We start from the raw sequence: 23,701 nt of genomic DNA on the forward strand, positions 1-23,701 counted from the left end.
AAGAAAAATATTATGAGTTTTACAGGTAAAAATTTTCCGAACATCACAGTAGATGCAATTGACTATTTAGGCGACAATTTCACGTTGAACTTATTCGAAAAAGCGAAACAAGAGAACAAGAAGATCTTATTATTTTGGTATCCAAAAGACTTCACGTTCGTATGTCCTACAGAGTTACACGCGTTCCAAGAGGCTGTTGCTGAATTCGAGAAAAGAAACACTATCGTAATCGGTGCTTCATGTGACTCAGCAGAGGTTCACTTTGCTTGGTTAAACACAGCAAAAGACAACGGCGGTATCGAAGGTGTAGAATACCCGATAATTGCTGATACTAACCGCAACCTTTCTAGCGTATTAGGTATCCTTGAAATGAAAGAAGTAGAACACCCAGAATACGGAACTCTAGTTGAAGGTTCTGCAGTGTCTTACCGCGCAACTTACTTGATCGACGAAACTGGTAAAGTATTCCACGAATCAGTAAACGATATGCCTTTAGGTCGTAACGTTAAAGAATTTATCCGTTTGATCGATGCTTATACGCACGTTCAAAAACACGGTGAAGTGTGCCCAGCAAACTGGGAAGAAGGTAAAGAAGCAATGAACGCTACTCGTGATGGCGTAGCTTCTTACTTAGCACACAACTAATATTCCACCTAGTAAAAGAGGAGGATAATCCTCCTCTTTTTTATTTGGTATAACCTTTAAAACAATAAACATGTTAGAAGAATTAAGCACAGATAATCTACAAGAAGTCATCAACAGTAATGATACGGTGATGGTTCAATATGCCGCTTCTTGGTGTGGTAACTGCCGCATTATGAAGCCTAAATTCAAAAAATTAGCCGGTGAGAATGAAAACGTGAAATTCATTATCGTAGATGCAGAGAAATTCCCTGAGTCTAGAAAACTTGCTAATGTAAATAATCTCCCAACTTTCGCAGCTTTCAAAGGCGGTAAGTTGATCAATCAAGTACAAACAAACAAAATCGAAGGATTAACAGAACTATTAAATGAAGTTACCAATAATTAAACATCTTACCGAGTTTATCGCAGAGAATGACGCCGATTTCGTGTTAGAAACCATTGAAACATTGGAATCGTTGACAGAAGTCTCCCAATTAAAAGACGAAGAGCTAGATGTTATTGGTGAATTAATCTCCAATATGTACGGCGCTATCGAAGTCAACAAATTGGTGCAAGATGGTATGTCTCAAAAAGAAGCCCTAAACAGCTTTATGAAACGTGTCCTGGGATCTATCGACAAGTAAATCGCATATATAATTATAGGATCATATCCATGATCAACATTCTTTTCCACAAAAAGCTGTGAATAACTCCGTTTTTGTGGAAAAGTTTTTTTTAAATACCTCGGTTATTGAGATTGATTTGTAGTACTTTTATATTCATTAAAGGTTAGACCAAATAAAAGCGCATCATCCTGCTAAAAATTGAACCTACGGAATTTACACCATGGTTTAAAGTCGAAGATTTTTAATTGTTGGTAAAAGGAATCAAATTATTTTGATTCCTTTTATTTTTTTACCCCGAATCTTATTACTTTTAAGGATGATTCATAGACTCTTAGGCCTACTTTTCCTCTTTCTTGCCTCTTTCTCAGTTGCCTTTTCTCAACAAAGCAACTCGGCAGCTCTTATCAAACTCAAGATTGATAAACTCGGAACCCTAGGCACAGCATTATATTTTGCGGCTCACCCTGATGATGAAAACACCCGTCTTATTGCTTATCTGGCGAATGATAGAAAATACAGAACCGCCTATTTATCTTTAACTCGTGGAGATGGTGGACAGAATCTATTGGGAACCGAACAAGGTATTGAACTCGGATTGATCCGAACTCAAGAACTATTAGCCGCTCGTGCCATCGATAAAGGCGAACAATATTTTAGCGCGGCTTATGATTTCGGATTCTCCAAAACGCATGATGAAACATTCAGCTTCTGGAAGAAAGAAGATATTCTGCGCGAAGCAGTCTATCTGATCCGAAAATTACAACCGGATGTAATCATCAACCGCTTCCCTCCTGACAGCCGTGGTGGTCATGGACATCACCAAGCCTCAGCGATGCTCGCTAAGGAAGCTTACGAAGCTGCCGCAGACCCTAAGCGATTTCCTGAACAACTAAAAGATCTTAAGCCCTGGAAGGCTAAAAGAATCGTTTGGAATACAGCCAACTTCGGCGGAATGAACAATACCTCCGAAGAACAACTTAAAGTCGTTCTGAATGACTATAACCCCTTAATGGGCTATTCCTATGGTGAGATATCAGCAATGAGCCGCTCTGAACATAAAAGCCAAGGTTTCGGATCTGCGTCTAACCGCGGGAAGACAACGGAATACTTTGATCATGTAGCAGGTGAAAAAGCTACTCAGGATCTCTTTGATGGTGTAAATACCACTTGGGAAAGATTGGCAGAACCAGTAAAACCTATTGAAGTCAAAATTCAGGAAATTCAAAAGGCCTATGACCTGAACCAGCCAGAAAATTCCATAAAAAGTCTCGTTGAGCTTCATACACTGGTTAAAGCCTTGAAACCTTCGGTTTACAGGGACAAGAAAATCCAGGATATTGAAGATATCATCTTATCATGCGCAGGCATTGTGGCAGAGTCAATCGCCTCAAAACCTAATTTTGTGGTTGATCAAGACTTCCCTGTCAATAATGAAATCATTAAAAGAGCTTCGAATATTGAAGTGAAGTTAATCGCTATAGATGATAAACAGATCGGCGATGTTTTACCTGCCAATGAAACTAAAAAATACGAGGCCCAGAAATCAATCAATCATTGGACTCAACCTTATTGGCTTGAAAAACCAAACTCATTGGGAAAATTTGATATTGAAGACCAGGACTTTGGTTTTCCAGAAAACCAGAATAACCCATCCACAAAATTCAAACTGGAAGTAGCGGGGCTTCCCATTACTTTTGAAAAACCAGTTGAATATCGCTATGTGGACCCTGTTCGTGGTGAAATCCACCAACCTGTATCCATTTCACCTGTGCTGACCGCTTCTATCAGCTCTAGTCAGGCACTTCTAAAAACTGGAGAAAAGAAAACGATTAGCTTGATTATTAAAAACAATAGCGACCAGAATCAAAAAGCGCAATTAAGTTTCAAACAGACCGACGGATTGACCATCAGCCCTAATCAGGAGAGTTTTGAGATTCCTGCAAATGAGATTTCTGTAAAGACTTTTGAGATTTCTAATCCCAAAAACTCGGCGAGCAGCGAAATTCAACCTCTTTTGAATGCTGAGCCTATACATAGTTTCAAGAAGATTTCCTATCAACATATTCCGGATATTACCTGGTTCCCATTGGTAAACTTAAAAGTTAAAGCACTGGAAATTAACAATCCTTTGAAAAAAATTGGTTATATTCATGGAGCAGGTGATTTAGTCCCATCTGCATTGGAAAACATTGGCGTTCAGGTCGACCTCTTGAACAGCGATTTGTTAACCAGCACTAACTTGAAACAATACGATGCTATTATTGTCGGTATCCGGGCATATAACGTAAGTCACAATGCCAACCAATGGTTGCCTGTGCTCTTTGATTATGTGGAACAAGGCGGGACGGTCTTGGCCCAATACAATGTAAACTCAAGGATGAGCACCAATAAATTTGGTCCATATCCATTTGAGATCAATAGAGATCGCGTAACGGAGGAGGATGCAAAGGTGACTTTTACCGAAGAAAACGACCCTATCCTTAATTATCCCAATAAAATTACAATGAAGGATTTTGAAGGTTGGGTACAGGAAAGAGGTTTATATTTCGCCAGCAATATCGCTCCGGAATATCGCACCCCATTGAGTATGGCCGACAAGAATGAACAACAAAATAAAGGTTCGCTACTAGTTGCAAACTATGGAAAAGGGAAATTTGTATATACTTCTTTGGCATTTTTCAGACAATTGCCTGCAGGAGTTCCCGGAGCTATAAGATTATTTGTAAATTTGCTCGCTAAGAACGAAAAAAACTAAAATATTATAATGGAAAATCAAATCGAAAACTCAAACGAAGTAAACGTAAAAGGAATCATTTTATTAGTAGGTACTATTTTAGGTGCTTTAACTGCTTGGGTTGCTACTGAAACTTTTTTAGGTATAATCACTGGTCTTGTTGGTGGATTAATTTTCGCAATTATCTTCATCACGGCCTTATTGCCAAACAAAACGCATGACAGATAAAGGACTGCCGCCATTCGTACGAAGCTGGAGACAATTCTATTGGATTATTGTCATCTGGTTAGTCGTTTGCATAGTTCTAATGTATATTTTTACTAAATATTTTGGATGAGTAGTATCGATTGGATAGTACTCATCCTTACCTTGCTTGCCATCGTTGTCTATGGCATTTACAAAAGCAAGAACGTCAAAACCATTGACGGCTATATCCTCAGTGACCGCTCTTTACCTTGGTACACCGTCGGATTATCAGTTATGGCAACACAAGCCAGCGCAATTACCTTCTTATCAGCTCCAGGACTGGCATACTCCTCCGGAATGAGCTTCGCACAATTTTACTTCGGATTACCATTAGCCATGATTGTCCTCTGTATTACCTTCCTGCCTATCTTCCATAAGTTAAAGGTATATACAGCCTATGAGTTCCTCGAAAAGAGATTTGATATCAAAACGAGGGTCCTTACAGCAACTCTATTCTTGATTCAGCGTGGAATATCTACGGGAATTACCATCTTTGCTCCCGCATTAATCCTTTCTACCATATTGAATATAAACCTGACGATGACCACCATCGGAATTGGCACTTTGGTTGTGATCTATACGGTTTATGGCGGAACAAAAGCGGTATCATACACTCAACTCCTGCAGATGTCCATTATCTTCGGGGGACTACTCCTTGCAGGCGTGCTCGTTGTACATCTATTGCCTCAGGATATCGGGTTTAAGGAGGCCTTGCATATTGCTGGTAAGTCTGGGAAAGCAAATGCCATAGATTTTAAATTTGACCTCGATAATCAATATACGGTTTGGACGGGTTTGATTGGTGGATTTTTCCTCCAACTCTCCTATTTTGGGACAGACCAAAGTCAAGTAGGTAGATACCTAACAGGCTCTTCCGTAAAAGAAAGTCGCCTTGGATTATTAATGAATGGTCTCTTGAAAGTGCCAATGCAGTTCTCGATCCTGTTGATAGGTATTTTGGTTTTTGCATATTACCAATATCATACACCACCACTATTCTTCAATAATCAGGTAATAGAAAAACTTGAAAATAGTGCCCACCAGCAGGAGTATCAGGATATCAAACAGCGACATGAGGTCTTGAGCGAAGAAAAAACTGTTTATATCAATCAACTGACTGATGCCTTAAAGAGCAAGCAGGAGGATAAAATTGACGAAGCTAGAACAGAACTACAGCTCTTCAATGAAAAGGACAATGGCCTTAGAACAGAGTTGCTGGATTTAATCAAGAAAAACGACCCCACAGCCGACACAAATGACACAAACTATATATTCCTTCGTTTTGTGACAGACACCTTCCCTAAGGGCCTTATTGGACTTCTGATCGCTATTATCTTTTTGGCTTCCATGGGCGCCACGGCGAGTGCCATCAATTCCCTATCCTCAACCACGGTAATTGATATCTACAGAAGGTTTGTGAAAAAAGACGCCAATGATGCGCATTATTTAAGAGCTTCAAGAATTACAACGCTCGGTTGGGGTATATTTACAATCTGCATTGCTTTATACTCTAGCCAGCTAGGAAACCTGTTGGAAGCTGTAAATATCTTGGGTTCCCTCTTTTACGGAACGATACTGGGTATATTCTTGGTGGCATTTTACATCAGAAGGATTGGCGGAAAAGCGGTGTTTTGGGCAGCAGTAATAACCGAAGTTATAGTTATTGGAATTTGGCAGATGAATATTGTCGCTTTCCTTTGGCTAAACCTGATAGGTTGTTTACTCCTTATCCTGATCAGTTGGCTTCTTCAAATCTGCTTGGGTAAATCCCAAAAAAATAGGATTGAAACCCTTCAATCCTAATATTTCTTTAAATATATCCTCTAATAATACTTTCGATAGAGATCATATAGAATGGCTTTATCCCGTTCGGTGAGTATACCTGAAAGATCTGACTTGACAAACTTCCGTTTAAAAGACTTGATTGCGGCATCCTGATTCGTCAAATCATAACCCATCAACTTCAAGGCGTCAATAGGATTAAAATTCATTGGAGGTGCCATTAAATAATTTGGGTTATACCAGATTCCGAATCCACGTTCTGCCAAGAGCTGCCAAGGAAAAAACACATTCGGATCATCTTTGCGCCCTGGGGCAAAATCAGCATGTCCAATGAAGTTTTTCTGGGGAATGCTATACTTGGTCTTCAAGGTGTCCAAAAGGATCAACAAAGAGTTTATTTGGGCGTCTGGAAAAGGTTCTGAGCCGTTGTTATCCAATTCAATTCCGATTGACACCGAGTTCATATCTGTAATGCTCCCCCACTTTCCACGACCAGCATGCCATCCACGCATATAATCATTCAACATCTGTACCACGCGACCATCCCGACCAATCACATAGTGGCTGCTTACTTTCGTATGGGCCAATTGAAAGGTACGTATGGTTTGAGCTAAGCTGGATTGAGAGGTATGATGAATCATAACAAATGAAGGCTTGCGCACATCATAATGAATGGCGCTAGCATAATCATATTGTTTATTGTTGCCTTGCAAAAACATATTCCACGCCTGTTGCTCCGGGGTAAGTTCCGCAGCAGCTATAACAGGAGCTATCTTCGCCTGTTCAATGACATCTGGCGTTTTATTTAAGGTATCCAGCCGCGGGGCTGAACTTTCAACTACCGTTGAAGGGCTAATAACAGATGTCTTTGATTGTAATACCTTCGTCTTCTTGGCCGTTGAACAACCAACCAAGAACATCACTCCACACACCGCAACAATCAGTCGCACTGAAATTATTCTCATCTATCTTATTTTGGTAAATTAAGCAATACCCCCATGGATAACATTTGATTCCATTGAACCTTATTATCTAGGGCAGTATCATATAACACAACCCCACCTAATGCCACATTGATCAAGGAAGTCACCTTCGCTGTTAAGGTCGCATCTAAACGATGTGTTGGGTCTGTAATATCTTCGTAGTCCGCGAATAGGTTATAACGCGCCTTTAAATGCAAATTCTTCGTTAAGTTACGGTCTAAGTTGGCTGTTAACTGGAATGCCAGCTCATTATTGAAGATCTTGCCTTCTTCAACACCAAACATTGGGCCTGTACCTTTCGTCACATCATTCGGATCTTTATATTCTCCATGCTTTTGGAAATAGTCATAGGCATTCAATGGCTTCAATCTATTATCCAGGATTAATGTCTGTCTAGCCGTACCGGTACCAAATCTTAAAGAGAACGTTTGATCAGGCTTGTACTCCAAACCGAATGATTCCGTAAAATAACCCGGAGCCATAAATGAAGATTTCAAACCGGTGATCACCTCTTCGCCATCGACCATAGCATAGTGGAATGAATTGTCAAATTGAGTCTCATAAGTCAAGGACAAATAGACCGCCCATGATTTTGTCAATTTATACGCCAATTTATTATCCCAGAATATCCGGTCATTATTTGGCTTTGCCAATTGGCCTTCATTCTTTACTTTACCATATTTTAAATCAACCTCTGAAGTAAAGTTAAAGTTGTTCCTGTTGAACTCCGATTTATGCCAAAGAATCCCGCCAATGGCGAATGAATTTAATCCCCCTAATTTCCAGTTTTCACTAAAAGCCGCTTGGTTAAAATTAACTCCTAAGCGAGTCCAATGTTTCCAGTAATTGACACGTAAATCCAATTTTGGTATCGGTACGTTTATATTTTTGATGGCTAATGCCCGGCCTGTAGTATCCTCTGAAATAGCACTATCAGGGCGTACGCGCAATTCACGTAAGTCTTGTGCTTGGGTCAGGCTCATCCCGAAAATAAAAATGAAAACAGGTAATAGGTAAATTTTTATATTCATGTTAATTCTCTTTTTTTACGTCTAACTTAATTTCTGGTAGTTCTCGCAAAGGTCGTAAATTTGGGTGTAGTTTGAACACTTCGTATTTACTTTTTATATATTTCACCATCTGATAATAGTTAGCTGTAGACACAAATTCGTATGTAGGCCTAAAAAGCTGCATAAATACCTTTAATTCATCCCCTTCCAACCCGACTAAACTACGCACCAATTCCGGCGTAAAATTAAAGTCAATGATATTTTCTTCATGCAATTTTCCAATAAATTGGGTAAAGCGCCGTGCGTTTTTCCCCTCTTTACTGACCATATTGTACAACGAGTTTATATTCAGCCCAGCTCCGGTCCGACCAACAGAAAATAAATCTCCGGGTGTAGACAACTCAAAAGCCTTGCCATAATCTCTTTTTATCTCTGCTAAAACCTCATCAGGGCTTTTCCGACCAACAACTGTAACCGTTTCAATCTGAGCAACATTCTCCTTTAAGTTGACAATCAAAACCGCATTATTATTGTAAACCAAGGTGTCCGAAAAATATCCAATCTTCTTAAAGACCAAAACATCCCCAGCTTTCACGGAAGTTCTAAACTCTCCCCGAGCATCGTTATAAATGTATTTTTGAGTGTTTAGGTTCCTAATCTGCACTTCTCCAAGCCTACGCTTGGTGTCCTTGTCATATACAATCCCTTCCAAACTTTGCTGTGCATATAACAAAGTTGGTCCAAATAAACAAAAAATAAAAAATATATGGACAAGAATTTTCACTCCTATAAAACTACGTCTTAGAAGAATAGCTTGCTAATATTTAACATCTTTTAATGGGGCTTGTAACTATTTTGATACGACCAGGAGTTGTCCAACGGAGACCGCATCAGTAGAAAGACCATTCCATTGTTTGATATTGTCTACGCTGACATTATATTTTCTGGCGATGGAATACATGGTATCGGTTGCTTGGACTTCATAAATCGCCATAGCGACAGGTTTCTTGATTTCCTCTACTGGCACATCAGGTTCTACCACTTCTTTTTCTTCGATTACTTCTTCCACTTTCTCCACACGAGCCACTTTTTCTATTGGAGCTTCAGCAATATCGTATTGATGAAGGTCGTAGCGCTCGATTAGATCGATTAGAAGTTCTGGATAACGAGGGTTTGTAGCGTAGCCTGCTGCTTTTAGACCTTTTGCCCAGCCTTTATAATCATCTTTTTTTAGGGTAAAGAGATTCTCATAGCGTTTACGAAGTAAAAATTGGGAATGGTCACGGAAGGATTGTTCAGGATCATTATACACGCGGAAACAATCATTATTGGTATCATCAGGACGATTGACAGACTTGCCGGACCAAGAGCCGCCACATTTGATTCCAAAGTGGTTGTTGGCTTGAGTCGCGAGGTAACTATTTCCGTTTCCTGATTCTAAAAGGGCTTGCGCCAATTTAATACTGGCAGGAATGCCATATTTATTCATTTCCTCAATAGCGATGCCTTTATAGCGATCGATATAGGACAAGCCACTCATGGATGTGCCTTTATTGCCCGATGATGAAGAGTTCGGTTTAGAGGTACTGCTGTTCGGCTTTCCGTTAGGATGCTTAAGTACTGTGTTTCTTTTAGTTCCACATGAAACAAAAAATAAGGCCAATATTAAACTGGCCAATAAAAACTTCTTCATCGTGTTGACAAATGCGCTTAGTTAAGATTAATTTTCTCGTCGTACTTTTCTAGGTCATAAGTGTTGATCGTTGAGATCACCTTTCTAGACCAATCGCCAGTTTCTGAATACCCAGATTTAGCGATCCCTTTTACCCAACCTTTATAATCTTCAGAGTTGTGTTTGTCGAACAATGGCCGTGTAGCTTTCCTTCTTTGAAGAAGCCCCACAAAATCACGGTAAGAATCCAATACCGAACCGTAGCCTTTATACGCCGAACGGATCTTTTTACTGCTGTTCTTCCCCTTGATACCAAAGTGGTTGTTTAAATAGCGCGCAATTCTACTGTTGCCATAAGCACTTTCATGAATTGCTACTGCTAAAATTACAGAAGCCGGAACCCCTGTTTCACGCATTAGCGTTTGAGCTGCTGGACTATGTTTCTCGATATACGTCTTTGTCGTATAATCCTGAGCATATAATCCTAAAGTTGAAAGAGTGATAAGTATACATACCACAAAAATCTTTCTACAATAATCTAGCATAAAACTTGTTTTAGTTTAACACTACTTTTTGCGTAGCACAAAAAGCCCATCTCTAATCGGCAGTATGAGTTTCTCAACTCGTTTATCCCCTGCCAAGGTTTGATTTAATTCTATTACTTGCTGTGTTTGCTTGTCCGGCTTTTCATCAAAAACCTTGCCCTTCCATAACACATTGTCAACTAAAATTAGACCTCCAGGCCTAACCCGGTCAACCAACATGTTAAAATAAATGAGGTTACGCTTCTTGTCGGCATCAATAAATACCAAATCAAATGTTCCCTCAATCGTCGGAATAACCTCCGCAGCGTCTCCGATATGATATTTAATCTGACTAGCATAGGGCGATTCATCAAAATAGGATTGAACTCGCTCCTCCTGCTCTTCATTGATATCTATCGTATGTAAAACACCGCCATCAACTACTCCCTCAGCCAAACACAGGGTCGCATATCCTGTAAAAGTCCCAATCTCTAACGCTAACCTCGGCTGTACTAATTTGCTTAACATACTCAGCACTCGCCCTTGGTAATGCCCCGATAACATGTGTGGCATTGTCTCCTTTAGATAGGTCTCTCTATTGACCTTTTTTAACAACGAATTTTCTTCGTCTGTAGTATCTTCCAGATAACTGTTTAACGGATTAGACTCTTCAAACATACTGCGCAAAGATAAATATTAGCTATGCTTCCAACCAAGAATTATTTTACAAAGCACTGATTATCTTTTACTTACAACGTAACACCCACAAGTATAAACAGCGTTTAAAGCCTTTAAATGCTGTTTGTTAAAAGTGAAAATTTTCAACCATTATTTAAATTACGTCATAAAACTGACCTTTAATCGGAAATCAATTTCATTTATAAACTATCGATTTTAAGGAAATGATATTCGATTCCAATCCATTTCTTGTTCAAGAAAAACTCGCTGTTTCTAGGGACTTTCTCCGGACCTTCTCCGGACATCCTTCGGACCTTGGTCGAAAAAATCCGAACAAGGTCCGAGGAAGTTCCGAGCCAGCTACGGTACATCTCCGGGATAAATAATAATTAAAGTAAAAGGAGTCCAAAAGATGAACGGAATATCCTATACAAAAAAAGGTCTGGAAATACATCCAGACCTTTTAATAAAAATATCTTTTCGAAAAATTAATCTAAAGAAGCGGTAATCAAACGTAGAAACTCTGATCGAGTTACATCATTTTGAAATGCACCTGTAAATGCAGAGGTTGTGGTTACCGAATTTTGTTTCTGTACGCCACGCATAGCCATACACATGTGTTTACATTCAATTACGACTGCAACACCTGCTGGTTTTAACGTTTCTTGGATACAATCGCGGATTTCATTGGTCAATCTTTCTTGTACTTGAAGTCTTCTGGAGAAAACATCAACCACACGTGGGATCTTGCTTAATCCTACGATATGACCATTCGGGATATAAGCGATATGGGCTTTACCAAAAAATGGAAGCATGTGATGCTCACACATAGAATAAACCTCGATATCCTTTACCACCACCATTTGGCTGTATTCTTCTTCAAACATGGCACTACGCAGCAATTCTGCCGGGTTAACATCGTAGCCATGAGTTAAAAACTGAAGGGCTTTAGCAACACGTTCTGGTGTTTTGATTAAACCTTCACGATTAGGATCCTCTCCTAAAGCTTGAAGAATATCTTTATAATGTTCTGCAATACGTTCAACATTCTTTTCGTTGTATTGGTCGATCTTTAAGTAACCGTCCTGTTCGTCATCATCAAATTGTTGAAATTTGCTCATTCTTACTATTTGTTATGGGTGAATTATTCGCCGAAATATTCGACATAATTATTTTCAGTCTCGTGTAGTCTGACTGCATGAAGGAAAACCTTTTCTTTTTCAAAGAATGGTTTCAAAATATGGAATATTTCCATGGCAATAACCTCAGTAGAGGCCATTTTACCTTCCATAAAATCTACATCCAGGTTGACGTTTTTATGGTCCAGCTTGTCGATAACCTCTCTGATAATAATATCTTTCATCAGTTTAAGGTCAATCAGAAACCCTGTTTCAGGATTGACAAGGCCTTTTACAGTCACATATAAGTCATAGTTATGACCGTGCCAATTCGGGTTAGAGCAGTTACCAAAAACACGCTCATTTTCCTCAAGTGACCAGTCTTCACGATAGAGCTTATGGGCAGCATTAAAGCGTTCGCGTCGTGTTATATAAATCATAATGACAAAGATAAAGTAAATTAGCGTAAATTAGTACTTTGAGCAACATATATGAAAACTCTTGTCGTCGCCGCCACGGAACTTGAAATAGCCGCATCTATTCCCACATTAATAGAGACTAAAACAGATTATCTTGTCACAGGAGTCGGTATGGTTGCTACGGGTTTTGCCTTGGGCCAATACCTGCAAGGCAAAAATTACGATCTGATGATCAATGTGGGTATTGCAGGAACGTTTAACCCTTACCATAAGTTGGGTTCTATATTCAAGATTAAGACGGACCGGGTATTTGAGTTTGGTGCAGAGAACGATCAGGATTTCATTCCGATTGACAATTTGGGCTTTGGAAATTCCGTATTTGTGGAGACCTTGCCAAATTGGTCACTCCCGGCGGAATTTTATGAGATACCCTATACGGATGCCATTACCGTGAATAAGTCGCATGGCTCCGAAGATAGTATTTCCAAGATCAAGCAGGAGCATGGATTAACCCTATTGGAGAGCATGGAAGGGGCTGCATTTTTTTATGCGGCGAACAAGATGCGGATCCCTTGTGTCCAAGTAAGGTCAATTTCCAACTTAGTGGAAAAGAGAAATGTAGAAAACTGGAACATTCCCTTGGCGATTAAAGAGCTTAATTCATGGCTAGAGCGCTTTGTAATTGCTATCCAACAGTAAAATCCACTTTGTAAATCGATTGTGTAGTCCTCATTCCATCGAAAATAGTACAATGGCTCTACGGAAATTCGAGAAATAATAGTATTTTTGCATATCTAAACAAAATTCACTATCTGTAATACTGATGAGAGAAATACAATTCAGAGAAGCGCTTCGGGAAGCAATGAACGAAGAAATGCGCAAAGACGAAACAATCTTTTTAATGGGCGAGGAAGTCGCTGAATATAATGGTGCCTATAAAGTGAGTCAAGGAATGCTTGATGAGTTTGGTGCTAAACGTGTTATTGACACCCCAATTGCAGAGCTTGGTTTTGCAGGTATCGGTGTTGGTGCGGCAATGAATGGTTTAAAGCCAATCGTTGAATTTATGACTTTCAACTTCTCCTTAGTTGCAATTGACCAAGTAATCAATGCTGCAGCTAAAATTCACCAAATGAGTGGTGGACAATTCTCTTGTCCAATTGTGTTCAGAGGTCCTACGGGAAATGCAGGTCAATTAGGTGCTCAGCACTCTCAAAACTTTGAAAACTGGTATGCAAATACTCCAGGATTGAAAGTGGTTGTTCCTTCAAACCCATATGATGCAAAAGGATTATTAAAATCATCTATTATTGATCCAGATCCAGTTATTTTCATGGAGTCTGAAGTTATGTATGGTGATAAAGGTGAGGTTCCTGAAGAGGAATACTACTTGCCTATTGGTAAAGCCAATGTAGTGAAAGAAGGAACGGCAGTAACAGTAGTTTCATTTGGTAAAATGATTCCTCGTGTTGTTATTCCTGCGGTTGAGGAATTAGAAAAAGAAGGTGTTAGCGTTGAGTTGATCGACTTACGTTCAGTACGTCCTATCGACTTCCCAGCAATTATCGAATCTGTAAAGAAAACGAATCGTTTAGTAATTGTTGAAGAAGCTTGGCCTTTAGCGTCTATTTCTTCTGAAATTACATTCCATGTTCAAAAGAATGCATTTGATTATTTAGATGCTCCTGTGGTACGCGTTACTTCAGCAGACGTTCCTCTTGGATATGCACCAACCTTAGTTGAGGCTTCATTGCCAAGTATTGCTAAAGTTGTTAAAGCTGTAAAAGAAGTTTCTTATATCAAGAAATAAGGAATTCTAAAATATTATTTTGAGAGCCCCAATATCGCTATTGGGGCTTTTCTTTTTCTGAGAAATACAAAAGGTTGATTTGATTGTTGTTAACACATAGCATGATTGAACTTGCTTACAAGAAGAACCTGTTTGTAAAATAGGTTTAGCTTAGGTTTTGCAATTTATTATCATCCAGACACAAATCATTTAACCCTCCTTTTCGAGTTCTCATTAATTTTTAGACAAACTTTACATTGTTGAAAAAATTTGTATTTTAGTTAACAAAATCTAAAAAAATGAAAAAATTATTAGTCCTATTCTTACTCTCATCTGCGGCATTCACGTCGAATGCTCAACAGGTTGAATTTAAAATGAAGCTTCCTTTAAACAAACCTTTAAAGGCGGTTACAACAATGAAAATGGATATGGAAGGTGCACAGAGTATGATCATGGATATGACTACTAAAAGTACAATCAATGTCGCTAAATTCGAAAGTCCCAACTATACAATTGAAAACACCACAGATGCCGTTAAAATGGATATTGATGCGGGTATGATGACTATTAGTTATGATTCTGAGAATCCATCAGACGATCCGACTGCAGCAGCGATGGGAGCTCAATTTGAGAATTTGATCGGAAAGAAAATTACTATGATTACCTCTGAAACAGGTAAAGTTGTTAAAATGGAGGGAGTAGATAATGCACAAAATCCATTTGGAAACGTTGAAATGTCAGCAACTTATCCTGATAAACCTGTAAAACCAGGTGATACCTGGACTACTGAAGCAACATCAAATGGTATTACGACCAAGGCTTTAAACAAATATGTAGAAAAGACTGCCGAAGGTTATGTAATTGAAAGTACTTCAGACATGTTCAAGGATGAAACCAAAATTGGAAGTGTAGTAAGCACCTATATTGCTGACCCTACTACATTTTTTACCAAATCTGCTACCGTTAAAATGGATATGGAAGTAGAAGGTCAAAAAATCACCTCTGAAGTAATCATGAAAGTTGAATAAGCATAATATAAAGCATAAAAAAGCCCGAAAACAAAATTGTTTTCGGGCTTTTTTATGCTTTATTGCTTGATTAAGCGTTAACTTCAGCTTTATAATCGTCAGCGGATAATAATCCGTCAACATCAGCAGCATTGTTTAATTTAACACGGATAATCCATCCTTCACCATAAGGGTCAGAGTTTACTAATTCCGGATTAGCATCAATAGCGTCATTTACAGCCAATACAGTTGAAGTAACTGGCATAAAAAGATCAGAAACAGTTTTTACCGCCTCTACTGAACCAAACACTTCATTAGCTGCAACTTCATCACCCACTGTGTTGATATCAACAAACACGATATCACCTAACTCTCTTTGTGCGAAGTCTGTAATACCAATAACTGCTTCATCACCTTCTACACGAACCCATTCGTGATCTTTGGTGTATTTTAATTCTGAAGGAAAATTCATGTCTTTTCTATTTGTTTTTCCCCCAAAAATAGGATTAAGAAAGGAGAATACAAAAGTTATTGTATTTTTATCCTATGAATCCTGGAATCGCTAAACTATCAGATATTGCTCAAAAAGATTATAGATTAATCATTGGATTAATGTCCGGTACCTCACTCGATGGCTTAGATATTGCCTTGTGCAAAATTTATGGTCATGGTAATACAAGTAGAATTGAATTAATGGAGTTTGAAACCTTCGATTATCAGCCAGAATTCAGGAATTGGATCCGTAAGATATTTGCAAAAAGAACCGTTGATCAACAGATTCTCTGTGGCCTGAATCCATATATTGCAGAGGTACATGCTGATTTGATCTTGAAGGCATTAAAGAAGTGGGAATTAAAACCAGAGCAGATCGATGCGATTGCCAGTCATGGCCAGACAGTATTTCATGCGCCACAATCATTGACGCAGGTCCTTTCTCTTCCAAATAGCACTCTACAATTAGGCGATGGAGATCATATTGCCGTAAAAACAGGAATCATCTGCCTTTCAGATTTTCGACAAAAGCATTTAGCTGCTGGAGGGGAAGGTGCCCCATTGGCTGCTTATGGCGACTATTTACTATTCAGTTCTGAAAAGGAGAACCGAATCCTATTGAATATTGGCGGGATATCAAACTTTACCTTTTTACCGCAAATAGGTTCAGAATTGGAAGCCTATGCTACAGATCTTGGCCCAGGAAATACCATGATGAATCAATACATGGAAAAACACTTTAAAAGAGAAATGGACAAGGATGCAGAAATAGCCTCAAAGGGAACCGTTAATATGTTGTTATTGGAAGAATTACTCAAAGAACCATTCCTCAATTTGAATTTTCCGAAAACGACTGGGCCGGAGTTATTCAATTTAGAATACCTTCAAACAGCAATTAAGATCGCATCCATTCAGGACCTCAGTAATGAAAATACAATGGCGACTTTGAATGCGTTTTCAGCAAAGACAATAATAAACGGAATTCAGAGGGCAACAGTTGGGATTACGAATTTCAAAATTTATGTAAGCGGGGGTGGGTTGCACAATCCTTTATTGATGGAGCAGTTAAGAGAAGCTTTTCCGGATAGCGTAGACTCTTTTGATGAATTAGGCTTAAATCCAGATGCGAAAGAAGCTTGTTTATTTGCTGTTCTAGCGAATGAAACCTTGGCAGGAAACCCACAGTCGGTTAAACATATCAAGGACTCTCCTGCTGTTTGTATGGGGAAAATAAGCCTTCCTTATTGATCCAAGGCTTGATGGATGAACTCCTTAAAAGGAATCATGCTGGAATATTTCTCAACAACGGTTTCTAAGGCGCTAGAGGCTTCCATTTGCTTTCTGCTAAGGTTAGCTGACAAAATGAAACTTCGGTGCTTTAAAAGCTCTATATATTCGTTATCGGCCGCATATCCTGCCGGAGGTCTCTGCAATTTATCTTCAGAGGATAAATCCTCAGCTTTCCAACCTCCTTTTTCCAAGGATTTGAATAATTCTTCAGCGTTATAATCGATTTCTTGTCGGATAGCGTCCAAATGATGTTTTTCTGGCCTCCAATAACCTACAGCGATAAAAGTGCCATCCGGTTGAATATGGATATAATATTCAGGACCTGCTAATTTGCGACCATCTACCGAAATACCGGCAGCAAACCATGTTTTATAAGGATCCTTGTTTTTTGAAAAGCGAACATCCCTGTAAATACGGAACAAACATTTTTTTGCTGAGATCTCTTGATTGATATGAGGATCTAATTCTGAAAGTTTAATAATAATTCCTTCAATAAATTCAGTTACATTTTTCAGAGCCGCTTCATACGCTACTTTATGCTCCTGGAACCATTCTCTATTATTATTCTCTTTCAGATTATTTAGAAAGTCAAAGGTTGCTTTTTCTATTTTCATGGGTAATTATAATAATGTTAGCAAAACATACACAAGTGGAGCAGCAATTAATAAGCCATCAAAACGGTCCAAGAAACCACCATGACCAGGCAGAATTTGACCTGAGTCTTTGATTCCTAAGCTTCTTTTCAGCATGGATTCCACCAAGTCTCCCAAAGTTCCAAATATACCAATCACTACTGCGATACTAATCCACTGAACTTTGCTTAGAGAGCCGAAAAAATGTTCTAAACTAAAAGCCACAGCCATGGCAAGGATTACTCCTCCAATAAATCCTTCCCAGGTTTTATTTGGTGAAATTCTTTCAAACAGCTTTGTCCTGCCCAAGGCTCTACCTGATAAGTAAGCTCCTGTGTCATTTGACCAAAGGATAATGAGGAAACCCATAGGAATATAGGGGTTAAAACTTCCCTGAATAAATCCTAAGCCAATGAAAAACAAGAAGGGAATAGTGGCATACCAAATCCCCAATACTGTATAGGCAATATCATGGAATGGTTTTACTCGTTTCAAATACAGCGAAGAAATAAAGAGTAGAGAAAAGAAAGGAATGGCTAGCAGTAAGTATTTCAATTCTAACAGACCTAAAAAATACCCAGCAGATAAAGCCGCCAACACCGTCGCGGTTAATATCCCAAGACCATTCAAGGGCTTGATATCATCCTTACTACAAATACTGAAGAATTCCTTGGCTGAGAGAATGCCTATCAAAGCAAAGAAAACCGTAAATACATATTGATTAAAAATAGTAGCACATACCAATGCAACTACAAAGAAAAACCCAGTAATAGCTCTTGTTTTCATTTATTCCTCTTCTTCACCAAAAGACCCCATCAATTCAGTGGCTTTTTCCGAATTTTCATTCTCTACATACAATTCCACGACACCAAATAAATAGGATGAATCCTTTTTATTTAATACTACTGCGGGAATATTGTTTTCAATAAGCATATTTTTTACAATTTCAGCTTCATAAGCTTGATTGTAAACTTTTAATTTAGTCCAGTTTGAGTTCATTTGAAATAGATTTTTGAGTTGAAATCTTATAACAATATAAGGCAATGGCAATACTTGCGACAAAGCTAATTATATATATAGACACACTATAGGGTTCATCATTTTGCATGTCAATAAATGATTTTCCATCTTTTGCGTAGACATAGGCAATTATGGTTACTGAGGCATTATTCAAAAAATGACCAAATACAGGAACCCATATATTTTTTGACCATAACAAGGAATATCCAAATATTAATCCCAGAATCATTCTTGGAAAGAAACCATAGAACTGCACATGAATAGCGGAGAAGATAATGGCTGTAACCCATATTGCCACATGGATGTTCTTAAAGAGGCGTTGTAAGATATTCTGTAAAGACCCTCTGAAATAAAATTCTTCCACGATTGCAGGAATAACGGCCATGACCAATAGGTTCATCATCAACAGATCGATACGATCTACCATAACCAATTTTTCGGTCAATTCTGCCATTTGGTCTTCCTGGGTTCGCATCCAATTTTCTAAACTCTTTAAGAATTCAGGCAGTTTAAGGCTCAAATTCCATTCACTGATCACAGCCATTGCAGGATTACTAACCAATAAGAACAGAAATATAAGAACCAAGTAGTTTTTCAGCTGAAATTGTTCTGTTGGGAAATATTGAAATTGCTTTGTTTCAACTTTTTGAAGCAAAAGTGATGGCAACAAAAAGGTTGAAAGGCTGCTTACCCCTAAAAGCAAATAAAGAAGATAAGGGTTGTTGTCTGGATTAATGATGGATTGGTCTGAATTCAGTAAACTCACTAAACCCTCCGTACTCAAACTTATACCTACTATCAGGACCAATTGAATGGTAAATGCGCAGGCAAAGGTTAATCCTAAAAGGATCATTAATGACATCCACGCTGAATTTTTTTTAGGTTCAAACATTTAGGTCTGCTTAATATTAGATACTACAATTATCGTCATTACAGCTTGGTGCTGAGCTATCACCATTTAAGAAGGTTATATTGGGGTTACTTTCTTTCCATTCTGCGAAACTTTTTTCAAGTACTTCGACAAAAACATCAACGGGTTGAGCGCCAGAAACAGCGTATTTACGGTTGAACAAGAAGAATGGAACGCCACGAATACCGATTTGCTGAGCTTCAGCTAAATCTTGTTTCACCTCATAAGCATATTTATCACTGTCAATCGCTGCAGCAGCATCCTCTTCGGAAAAACCAACATCAGAAGCCAGCTTCAATAATACCTCGTTATTTTCAATATTCAGTCCTTCAGCGAAGTGTGCTTTGAAAAGTCTTTCCTTCATTTCCGCTCCTTTATCCAAAGATGCTGCAAAATGAATCAGTTCATGAGATTTGAATGTATTAGCTGGAATATTCGTGCTGAAATCAATGGTTATCCCTGCATTTTTACCCATTTGCTCTACATTACCAGTCATCTCTTTCACCTGCTCCATCGGCATTCCTTTAGAACGACTCAAGTAACTGTAGGTAGTATCCCCAGCTTCATGCTGGTAATTAGGGTCTAATTGATAGCTCTTGTACTGAACTTCAATTTCATTTTTAAAGCTTACAGAATTAAGCGCTTTGTCAAAGTGTTGCTTTCCGATATAACAGAAAGGACACATAATATCGGACCAGATTTCTATTAACATTTTCAAAAATACTCTTTTAAATTAGTAAAAAGAACGAAAGCCAAGAGTTCCCCCTTGGCTTTCATTTTATTTTTAATTAACCCGGATTGGATCCGCTGGTTTTTTAAGTTCTTTGTAAGGGTAGGTTTTCATTTCATCTAGGAGGATCTGAACTGTTTTTTCAAGTTGTGGATCTTTTCCTTGAAGTAATTCCTTCGGCATCTGTTCGACAAACACGTCCGGAGCTACACCTTCGTTTTCAATGATATAATTGCCATTCAGGTCAAATATCCCGAAGTTAGGCGCTGTTACCATTCCACCATCCAATAATTGTGGATAGCCAGAAATACCAACCAGAATTCCCATTGTGGTTCTACCCACGAGTTTTCCAAGTCCTTTAAAGCGGAACATATAAGGCATCATATCTCCTCCAGAACCAGCAAATTCGTTGATGATCATTGCCTTTGGTCCGAAGATTCCGTTTCCAGGAGTAGTAAAGCTTTTCCCGTCGCGAATTCCCCAGCCTGAGATAAGTTCCCTAGACAATAAATCAATCACATAATCGGCAACCGAACCGCCGCCGTTATTACGCTCATCCAACAATAAAGCCTTTTTATCCATTTGAGAGAAGTAATATCTGTTGAAAGAAACATACCCTTCTCTTCCTGTATTCGGCATATATACGTAGGCAATTTGACCATTACTTAATGAATCAACCTTTTTTCTGTTATTTTCAACCCAATACTGGCGTCTCAACGCGACTTCATTTCCAAAGGAAATTGGCTTAACCGTAATATCTTTTGCTCCATTAAGGGTTGGTTTATCATTAACCTTTAAACCAATTTGTTTATCTACTGTAAAATCAAATAGGCTATAGATATCAGTATCGGCAGTTAGTTCTTGGCCATTAACAGCTAGAATATACCAACCTTCTTTAACAGCCAGACCTGGTTCAGCCAATGGAGCCTTAAAGGTCGGGTTCCAATCCATTCGGTTATAGATTTTTTTGATTCTATAACGATTGTTTTCGATTTCAAAATCAGCGCCTAATACACCAGAACTTACGGAAGGAGCTGAAGGCTCGTCTCCAGGGTAGATGTAACTATGTCCTACTACCAACTCACCAAGCATCTCATTCAATAGATAACTTAAATCAGAACGGTGATTCACATAAGGCAAGAACTTCTCATATTTCTTTTTAACGGCCTCCCAATTTGCACCATGCATGTTTTCTACATAAAAGAAGTCTTTTTGCATCGCCCAAACTTCATTGAAGATTTGTTTCCATTCTTCTTCTGGCTCAACCCGTAGTTTAATATTATCTAATTTCAGCTTTCCGGTATCACCGGCAGGCTTTTGTCCCGCTGCTACAATATAATAACCATCTTTATTACTGTAAATCATCTGTTTACCATCACTACTGATGCTGAAGCTACCGGCATTTTCAACAATAACCTTCTCCTCCAGTTTGTTCAAGTCATACGCATAAATACTATTTCCACGCTTATAGATTAACATATTTTCTACCGAACCGTCAAAGCTATGGGAACCTTTAGGGATAGATAAAGCAATAATTCGGTTATTTATCTGATCAAAATCGACTTTGATAGGCTTGACCTCTTCTTTAGGTTTATCTTCCTTAGAATCTGATTTTTTATCGTCTTTCTTGCCTTTTTTACTGTCTTTCTTTTCGTCTTTGTTCTTGTCTTCTTTGGATTCTTCCGACTTTACCGTTTCTTCATCGCTTTCGTTTTTGAAGATGGAAGGAGATTCACTTGAAAGGATAAAGGCATAAGGAGAAAATTCGGTGTCCCGATCATAAGCCGTCATGTGTAGACCGGAATTGGTTAAACCTACGTTTGTACTAGCAGAGAAAACCAAATATTTGCCATCTCTTGTAAATGTAGGCTGAAAAACAGCGCTCATACCATCCGTTATCTGATGGGATTTTTTGCTGTCCAGGTTATACATAAATACGGCATTCTGGCCGTTGTTTAAGGTTTTCAGATAGGCAATCCATTTAGAATCCGGAGACCAGCTGGATTGGAAATAATTATAATTACGTCCTGTATGCGATCCTAAATAATCATCAGCTACTTTGGTAATTTTTTTAGAATCGGCTTCTACATAATACAAGTTCAAGTGAGAATCCGTATAGAAAAGCTTTTTGCTATCAGGTGACCAAGTCGGTTGAAAATAGAAGTTGGAAGTACCCAAGCTTATGTATGTTGGTTCATCCATGCCTTTTTGATCTCTTAATACAAGTTCATACTTTCCGTTTTTATCGGAGATATATGATATCCATTTTCCGTTTGCGGACCATGCGGGATATTTCTCATGAGAACCTGGAGAGTTGGAAATATTACGAGCATCACCTTTTTCCTTAGGCACAGTAAAAATTTCACCACGGGATTCAAATAATGCGCGTTGACCTGTAGATGATATTTCAAAACTGCGAATATCATCTTTCATGTCCACATAATGTCCTCTTTTTGAGATCGCATCTGCTTGAATATTTATAGCTATAGGGTTGCTTGTTTTATTTGAAGTATTCAACAGGTGAAGTTTTCCTGCTTGTTCAAAGACTAGTTCATTCCCTTGTCCCTGTAAAGTCCGGACATCATAATCACTAAAATTTGTAAGCTTTTCTACCTGTTTAGATTTAACATCATAGCTATAAACGTTTACAATCTTATCTCTATCTGAAAGAAAATATACCTTATCGCCTAACCAGATTGGTTTTACATCATTACATTTTTCACCAGGAACGACTTGCACATCATGGGTTTGAGAATCAAAAATCCAAATGGACGGCATGCCACCACCTCTGTATCTTTTGAAAGCGACTCTATCCCGTTCAGTAGGGTCCCCATTTTTGATATAAGCCCAGTATCTACCATCTGGAGATGGAGATCCTTGATTTGCCTCAGGCATTACCAAAGGATAATCCACGGATCCATTGATCTTGGTTTTATATAACCTAGCACCAAGGGAGTAATTCAGTTCCCGTTGGGTTGTAAAAAACAATTCATCATTGGATAGCCAGCCACGAACCACATCTGCTGATGGGTGTGAAGTAACCCTTTTTGGTTCCCCGCCTTGAGTTGAAATCACATATACATCGGTATTCCCGTCATAATTTCCTGTAAAGGCTATTTTAGAGCCATCAGGTGAAAAGATAGGGTTCTGTTCAACAGCAGGGTTGACGGTTAATCTTCTTGGGTTTTGTCCATTTTTATCTGCGATCCAGATATCACCGCCATATACAAAGCTGATATGATTTTGACTGATGCTGGGATTGCGTAATAATAGGGTTTCTCCATTGCTCTGAGCAAAGCTTAATTGACTAGTAGCGAGGGCAAGGATGGTAAAAATATTTTTCAGCATATAATTTAATTGGTGAGTTTGGATAAAAATAGGAATTAATAGGAAAATAAATAAAGGTTAAGAGGCT

25 protein-coding genes are annotated in these 23,701 nt (G+C 38.6%); 10 read left to right on the forward strand and 15 right to left on the reverse strand.

The features are described from left to right. The first annotated feature begins 12 nt into the window (after positions 1-12). The 6 genes from PZ892_RS18075 to PZ892_RS18100 all read left to right on the forward strand — a co-directional run bounded on the left by PZ892_RS18075 (position 13) and on the right by PZ892_RS18100 (position 6,033). Positions 13-645, forward strand: a complete 633-nt coding sequence (locus PZ892_RS18075; protein ID WP_094258415.1) for a peroxiredoxin — start codon at positions 13-15, stop codon at positions 643-645. Positions 646-715: 70 nt separating this feature from the next. After that, the gene (locus PZ892_RS18080; RefSeq protein ID WP_094258416.1) at positions 716-1,030 is read left to right on the forward strand and encodes a thioredoxin family protein; all 315 of its coding nucleotides are present in this window, start codon (positions 716-718) and stop codon (positions 1,028-1,030) included. Continuing rightward, positions 1,011-1,268 (forward strand): hypothetical protein, encoded by a 258-nt coding sequence (locus PZ892_RS18085; RefSeq protein WP_094258417.1) that lies wholly within the window; start codon positions 1,011-1,013, stop codon positions 1,266-1,268. The genes PZ892_RS18080 and PZ892_RS18085 overlap by 20 nt, the downstream gene beginning before the upstream one ends. 298 nt (positions 1,269-1,566) lie before the next feature. Beyond that, on the forward strand, positions 1,567-4,005 hold the full coding sequence (locus PZ892_RS18090) for a PIG-L family deacetylase (protein WP_277711808.1): 2,439 nt from the start codon (positions 1,567-1,569) through the stop codon (positions 4,003-4,005). A gap of 9 nt (positions 4,006-4,014) precedes the next feature. Further along, positions 4,015-4,212: a hypothetical protein gene (locus PZ892_RS18095; RefSeq protein WP_094258419.1), complete on the forward strand. Its 198-nt coding sequence runs from the start codon at positions 4,015-4,017 to the stop codon at positions 4,210-4,212. Positions 4,213-4,317: 105 nt separating this feature from the next. Next, positions 4,318-6,033: a sodium:solute symporter gene (locus PZ892_RS18100; RefSeq protein ID WP_277711809.1), complete on the forward strand. Its 1,716-nt coding sequence runs from the start codon at positions 4,318-4,320 to the stop codon at positions 6,031-6,033. 20 nt (positions 6,034-6,053) lie between these two features. On the opposite strand, the gene PZ892_RS18105 is transcribed toward PZ892_RS18100, so the two are convergent. From PZ892_RS18105 to PZ892_RS18140, 8 genes are all read right to left on the reverse strand, one after another. Continuing rightward, positions 6,054-6,977: an N-acetylmuramoyl-L-alanine amidase gene (locus PZ892_RS18105; RefSeq protein WP_277711811.1), complete on the reverse strand. Its 924-nt coding sequence runs from the start codon at positions 6,975-6,977 to the stop codon at positions 6,054-6,056. A 5-nt stretch (positions 6,978-6,982) separates the two neighbouring features. Beyond that, positions 6,983-8,026 (reverse strand): DUF3078 domain-containing protein, encoded by a 1,044-nt coding sequence (locus tag PZ892_RS18110; RefSeq protein ID WP_094258422.1) that lies wholly within the window; start codon positions 8,024-8,026, stop codon positions 6,983-6,985. Position 8,027: 1 nt separating this feature from the next. After that, a complete protein-coding gene (locus tag PZ892_RS18115; RefSeq protein ID WP_277711813.1) occupies positions 8,028-8,738 on the reverse strand; it encodes a hypothetical protein in 711 nt (236 codons plus the stop codon). 117 nt (positions 8,739-8,855) lie between these two features. Continuing rightward, a complete protein-coding gene (locus PZ892_RS18120; RefSeq protein WP_277711815.1) occupies positions 8,856-9,698 on the reverse strand; it encodes a glucosaminidase domain-containing protein in 843 nt (280 codons plus the stop codon). A gap of 17 nt (positions 9,699-9,715) precedes the next feature. Further along, positions 9,716-10,222 carry a glucosaminidase domain-containing protein gene (locus PZ892_RS18125; RefSeq protein ID WP_277711817.1) on the reverse strand — a complete coding sequence of 169 codons (507 nt, stop codon included), beginning with the start codon at positions 10,220-10,222 and terminating at the stop codon, positions 9,716-9,718. A gap of 21 nt (positions 10,223-10,243) precedes the next feature. Continuing rightward, positions 10,244-10,879, reverse strand: a complete 636-nt coding sequence (locus tag PZ892_RS18130; RefSeq protein ID WP_094258426.1) for an O-methyltransferase — start codon at positions 10,877-10,879, stop codon at positions 10,244-10,246. 488 nt (positions 10,880-11,367) lie between these two features. Beyond that, positions 11,368-12,000 carry a GTP cyclohydrolase I FolE gene (folE, locus tag PZ892_RS18135; protein WP_277711818.1) on the reverse strand — a complete coding sequence of 211 codons (633 nt, stop codon included), beginning with the start codon at positions 11,998-12,000 and terminating at the stop codon, positions 11,368-11,370. Between the two features lie 23 nt (positions 12,001-12,023). Then, positions 12,024-12,437, reverse strand: a complete 414-nt coding sequence (locus PZ892_RS18140; protein WP_094258428.1) for a 6-carboxytetrahydropterin synthase — start codon at positions 12,435-12,437, stop codon at positions 12,024-12,026. Between the two features lie 51 nt (positions 12,438-12,488). On the opposite strand from PZ892_RS18140, the gene mqnB reads away from it, so the two are divergent. From mqnB to PZ892_RS18155, 3 genes are all read left to right on the forward strand, one after another. Then, positions 12,489-13,115 (forward strand): futalosine hydrolase, encoded by a 627-nt coding sequence (gene mqnB / locus PZ892_RS18145; RefSeq protein ID WP_277711821.1) that lies wholly within the window; start codon positions 12,489-12,491, stop codon positions 13,113-13,115. Between the two features lie 124 nt (positions 13,116-13,239). Next, positions 13,240-14,226: a pyruvate dehydrogenase complex E1 component subunit beta gene (locus PZ892_RS18150; protein WP_094258430.1), complete on the forward strand. Its 987-nt coding sequence runs from the start codon at positions 13,240-13,242 to the stop codon at positions 14,224-14,226. 278 nt (positions 14,227-14,504) lie between these two features. After that, positions 14,505-15,233, forward strand: coding sequence for a DUF6263 family protein (locus PZ892_RS18155; RefSeq protein ID WP_277711823.1), 729 nt, complete (start codon positions 14,505-14,507; stop codon positions 15,231-15,233). Between the two features lie 70 nt (positions 15,234-15,303). Here PZ892_RS18155 and gcvH read toward each other — a convergent pair whose 3' ends face one another. Next, positions 15,304-15,684: a glycine cleavage system protein GcvH gene (gene gcvH, locus PZ892_RS18160; protein ID WP_094258432.1), complete on the reverse strand. Its 381-nt coding sequence runs from the start codon at positions 15,682-15,684 to the stop codon at positions 15,304-15,306. A 74-nt stretch (positions 15,685-15,758) separates the two neighbouring features. Between gcvH and PZ892_RS18165 the strand changes: the two genes are divergently transcribed. Further along, positions 15,759-16,952, forward strand: a complete 1,194-nt coding sequence (locus tag PZ892_RS18165) for an anhydro-N-acetylmuramic acid kinase (RefSeq protein WP_277711824.1) — start codon at positions 15,759-15,761, stop codon at positions 16,950-16,952. On the opposite strand, the gene PZ892_RS18170 is transcribed toward PZ892_RS18165, so the two are convergent. The 6 genes from PZ892_RS18170 to PZ892_RS18195 form a co-directional block, all read right to left on the reverse strand. After that, positions 16,946-17,608, reverse strand: a complete 663-nt coding sequence (locus PZ892_RS18170; protein WP_277711825.1) for a DUF2461 domain-containing protein — start codon at positions 17,606-17,608, stop codon at positions 16,946-16,948. The genes PZ892_RS18165 and PZ892_RS18170 overlap by 7 nt on opposite strands. Before the next feature lie 6 nt (positions 17,609-17,614). Continuing rightward, complete coding sequence (locus PZ892_RS18175) at positions 17,615-18,412, reverse strand: phosphatidate cytidylyltransferase (RefSeq protein ID WP_277711826.1); 798 nt, start codon at positions 18,410-18,412, stop codon at positions 17,615-17,617. Beyond that, a complete protein-coding gene (locus PZ892_RS18180; protein WP_094258436.1) occupies positions 18,413-18,625 on the reverse strand; it encodes a DUF2007 domain-containing protein in 213 nt (70 codons plus the stop codon). Beyond that, entirely contained in the window at positions 18,606-19,538 is a 933-nt protein-coding gene (locus PZ892_RS18185) for a CPBP family intramembrane glutamic endopeptidase (protein ID WP_277711828.1), read from the reverse strand. The genes PZ892_RS18180 and PZ892_RS18185 overlap by 20 nt, the downstream gene beginning before the upstream one ends. 16 nt (positions 19,539-19,554) lie before the next feature. Then, positions 19,555-20,268 (reverse strand): DsbA family oxidoreductase, encoded by a 714-nt coding sequence (locus PZ892_RS18190; RefSeq protein ID WP_277712934.1) that lies wholly within the window; start codon positions 20,266-20,268, stop codon positions 19,555-19,557. 72 nt (positions 20,269-20,340) lie between these two features. Continuing rightward, positions 20,341-23,634 (reverse strand): S41 family peptidase, encoded by a 3,294-nt coding sequence (locus PZ892_RS18195; protein ID WP_277711830.1) that lies wholly within the window; start codon positions 23,632-23,634, stop codon positions 20,341-20,343. Positions 23,635-23,701: the final 67 nt, after the last annotated feature.

The sequence above is a fragment of the Sphingobacterium sp. WM genome (assembly GCF_029542465.1).
Taxonomy (GTDB): domain Bacteria; phylum Bacteroidota; class Bacteroidia; order Sphingobacteriales; family Sphingobacteriaceae; genus Sphingobacterium; species Sphingobacterium cellulitidis.

Coding starts and splice junctions, on each gene's coding strand:
- PZ892_RS18125 (WP_277711817.1), bottom strand. CDS start 10,222: ATGCTAGATTATTGTAGAAAGATTTTTGTGGTATGTATACTTATCACT.
- mqnB (WP_277711821.1), top strand. CDS start 12,489: ATGAAAACTCTTGTCGTCGCCGCCACGGAACTTGAAATAGCCGCATCT.
- PZ892_RS18185 (WP_277711828.1), bottom strand. CDS start 19,538: ATGTTTGAACCTAAAAAAAATTCAGCGTGGATGTCATTAATGATCCTT.
- PZ892_RS18120 (WP_277711815.1), bottom strand. CDS start 9,698: ATGAAGAAGTTTTTATTGGCCAGTTTAATATTGGCCTTATTTTTTGTT.
- PZ892_RS18175 (WP_277711826.1), bottom strand. CDS start 18,412: ATGAAAACAAGAGCTATTACTGGGTTTTTCTTTGTAGTTGCATTGGTA.
- PZ892_RS18095 (WP_094258419.1), top strand. CDS start 4,015: ATGGAAAATCAAATCGAAAACTCAAACGAAGTAAACGTAAAAGGAATC.
- PZ892_RS18110 (WP_094258422.1), bottom strand. CDS start 8,026: ATGAATATAAAAATTTACCTATTACCTGTTTTCATTTTTATTTTCGGG.
- PZ892_RS18105 (WP_277711811.1), bottom strand. CDS start 6,977: ATGAGAATAATTTCAGTGCGACTGATTGTTGCGGTGTGTGGAGTGATG.
- folE (WP_277711818.1), bottom strand. CDS start 12,000: ATGAGCAAATTTCAACAATTTGATGATGACGAACAGGACGGTTACTTA.
- PZ892_RS18090 (WP_277711808.1), top strand. CDS start 1,567: ATGATTCATAGACTCTTAGGCCTACTTTTCCTCTTTCTTGCCTCTTTC.
- PZ892_RS18100 (WP_277711809.1), top strand. CDS start 4,318: ATGAGTAGTATCGATTGGATAGTACTCATCCTTACCTTGCTTGCCATC.
- PZ892_RS18085 (WP_094258417.1), top strand. CDS start 1,011: ATGAAGTTACCAATAATTAAACATCTTACCGAGTTTATCGCAGAGAAT.
- PZ892_RS18075 (WP_094258415.1), top strand. CDS start 13: ATGAGTTTTACAGGTAAAAATTTTCCGAACATCACAGTAGATGCAATT.
- PZ892_RS18170 (WP_277711825.1), bottom strand. CDS start 17,608: ATGAAAATAGAAAAAGCAACCTTTGACTTTCTAAATAATCTGAAAGAG.
- PZ892_RS18150 (WP_094258430.1), top strand. CDS start 13,240: ATGAGAGAAATACAATTCAGAGAAGCGCTTCGGGAAGCAATGAACGAA.
- PZ892_RS18195 (WP_277711830.1), bottom strand. CDS start 23,634: ATGCTGAAAAATATTTTTACCATCCTTGCCCTCGCTACTAGTCAATTA.
- PZ892_RS18080 (WP_094258416.1), top strand. CDS start 716: ATGTTAGAAGAATTAAGCACAGATAATCTACAAGAAGTCATCAACAGT.
- gcvH (WP_094258432.1), bottom strand. CDS start 15,684: ATGAATTTTCCTTCAGAATTAAAATACACCAAAGATCACGAATGGGTT.
- PZ892_RS18165 (WP_277711824.1), top strand. CDS start 15,759: ATGAATCCTGGAATCGCTAAACTATCAGATATTGCTCAAAAAGATTAT.
- PZ892_RS18130 (WP_094258426.1), bottom strand. CDS start 10,879: ATGTTTGAAGAGTCTAATCCGTTAAACAGTTATCTGGAAGATACTACA.
- PZ892_RS18155 (WP_277711823.1), top strand. CDS start 14,505: ATGAAAAAATTATTAGTCCTATTCTTACTCTCATCTGCGGCATTCACG.
- PZ892_RS18190 (WP_277712934.1), bottom strand. CDS start 20,268: ATGTTAATAGAAATCTGGTCCGATATTATGTGTCCTTTCTGTTATATC.
- PZ892_RS18140 (WP_094258428.1), bottom strand. CDS start 12,437: ATGATTTATATAACACGACGCGAACGCTTTAATGCTGCCCATAAGCTC.
- PZ892_RS18180 (WP_094258436.1), bottom strand. CDS start 18,625: ATGAACTCAAACTGGACTAAATTAAAAGTTTACAATCAAGCTTATGAA.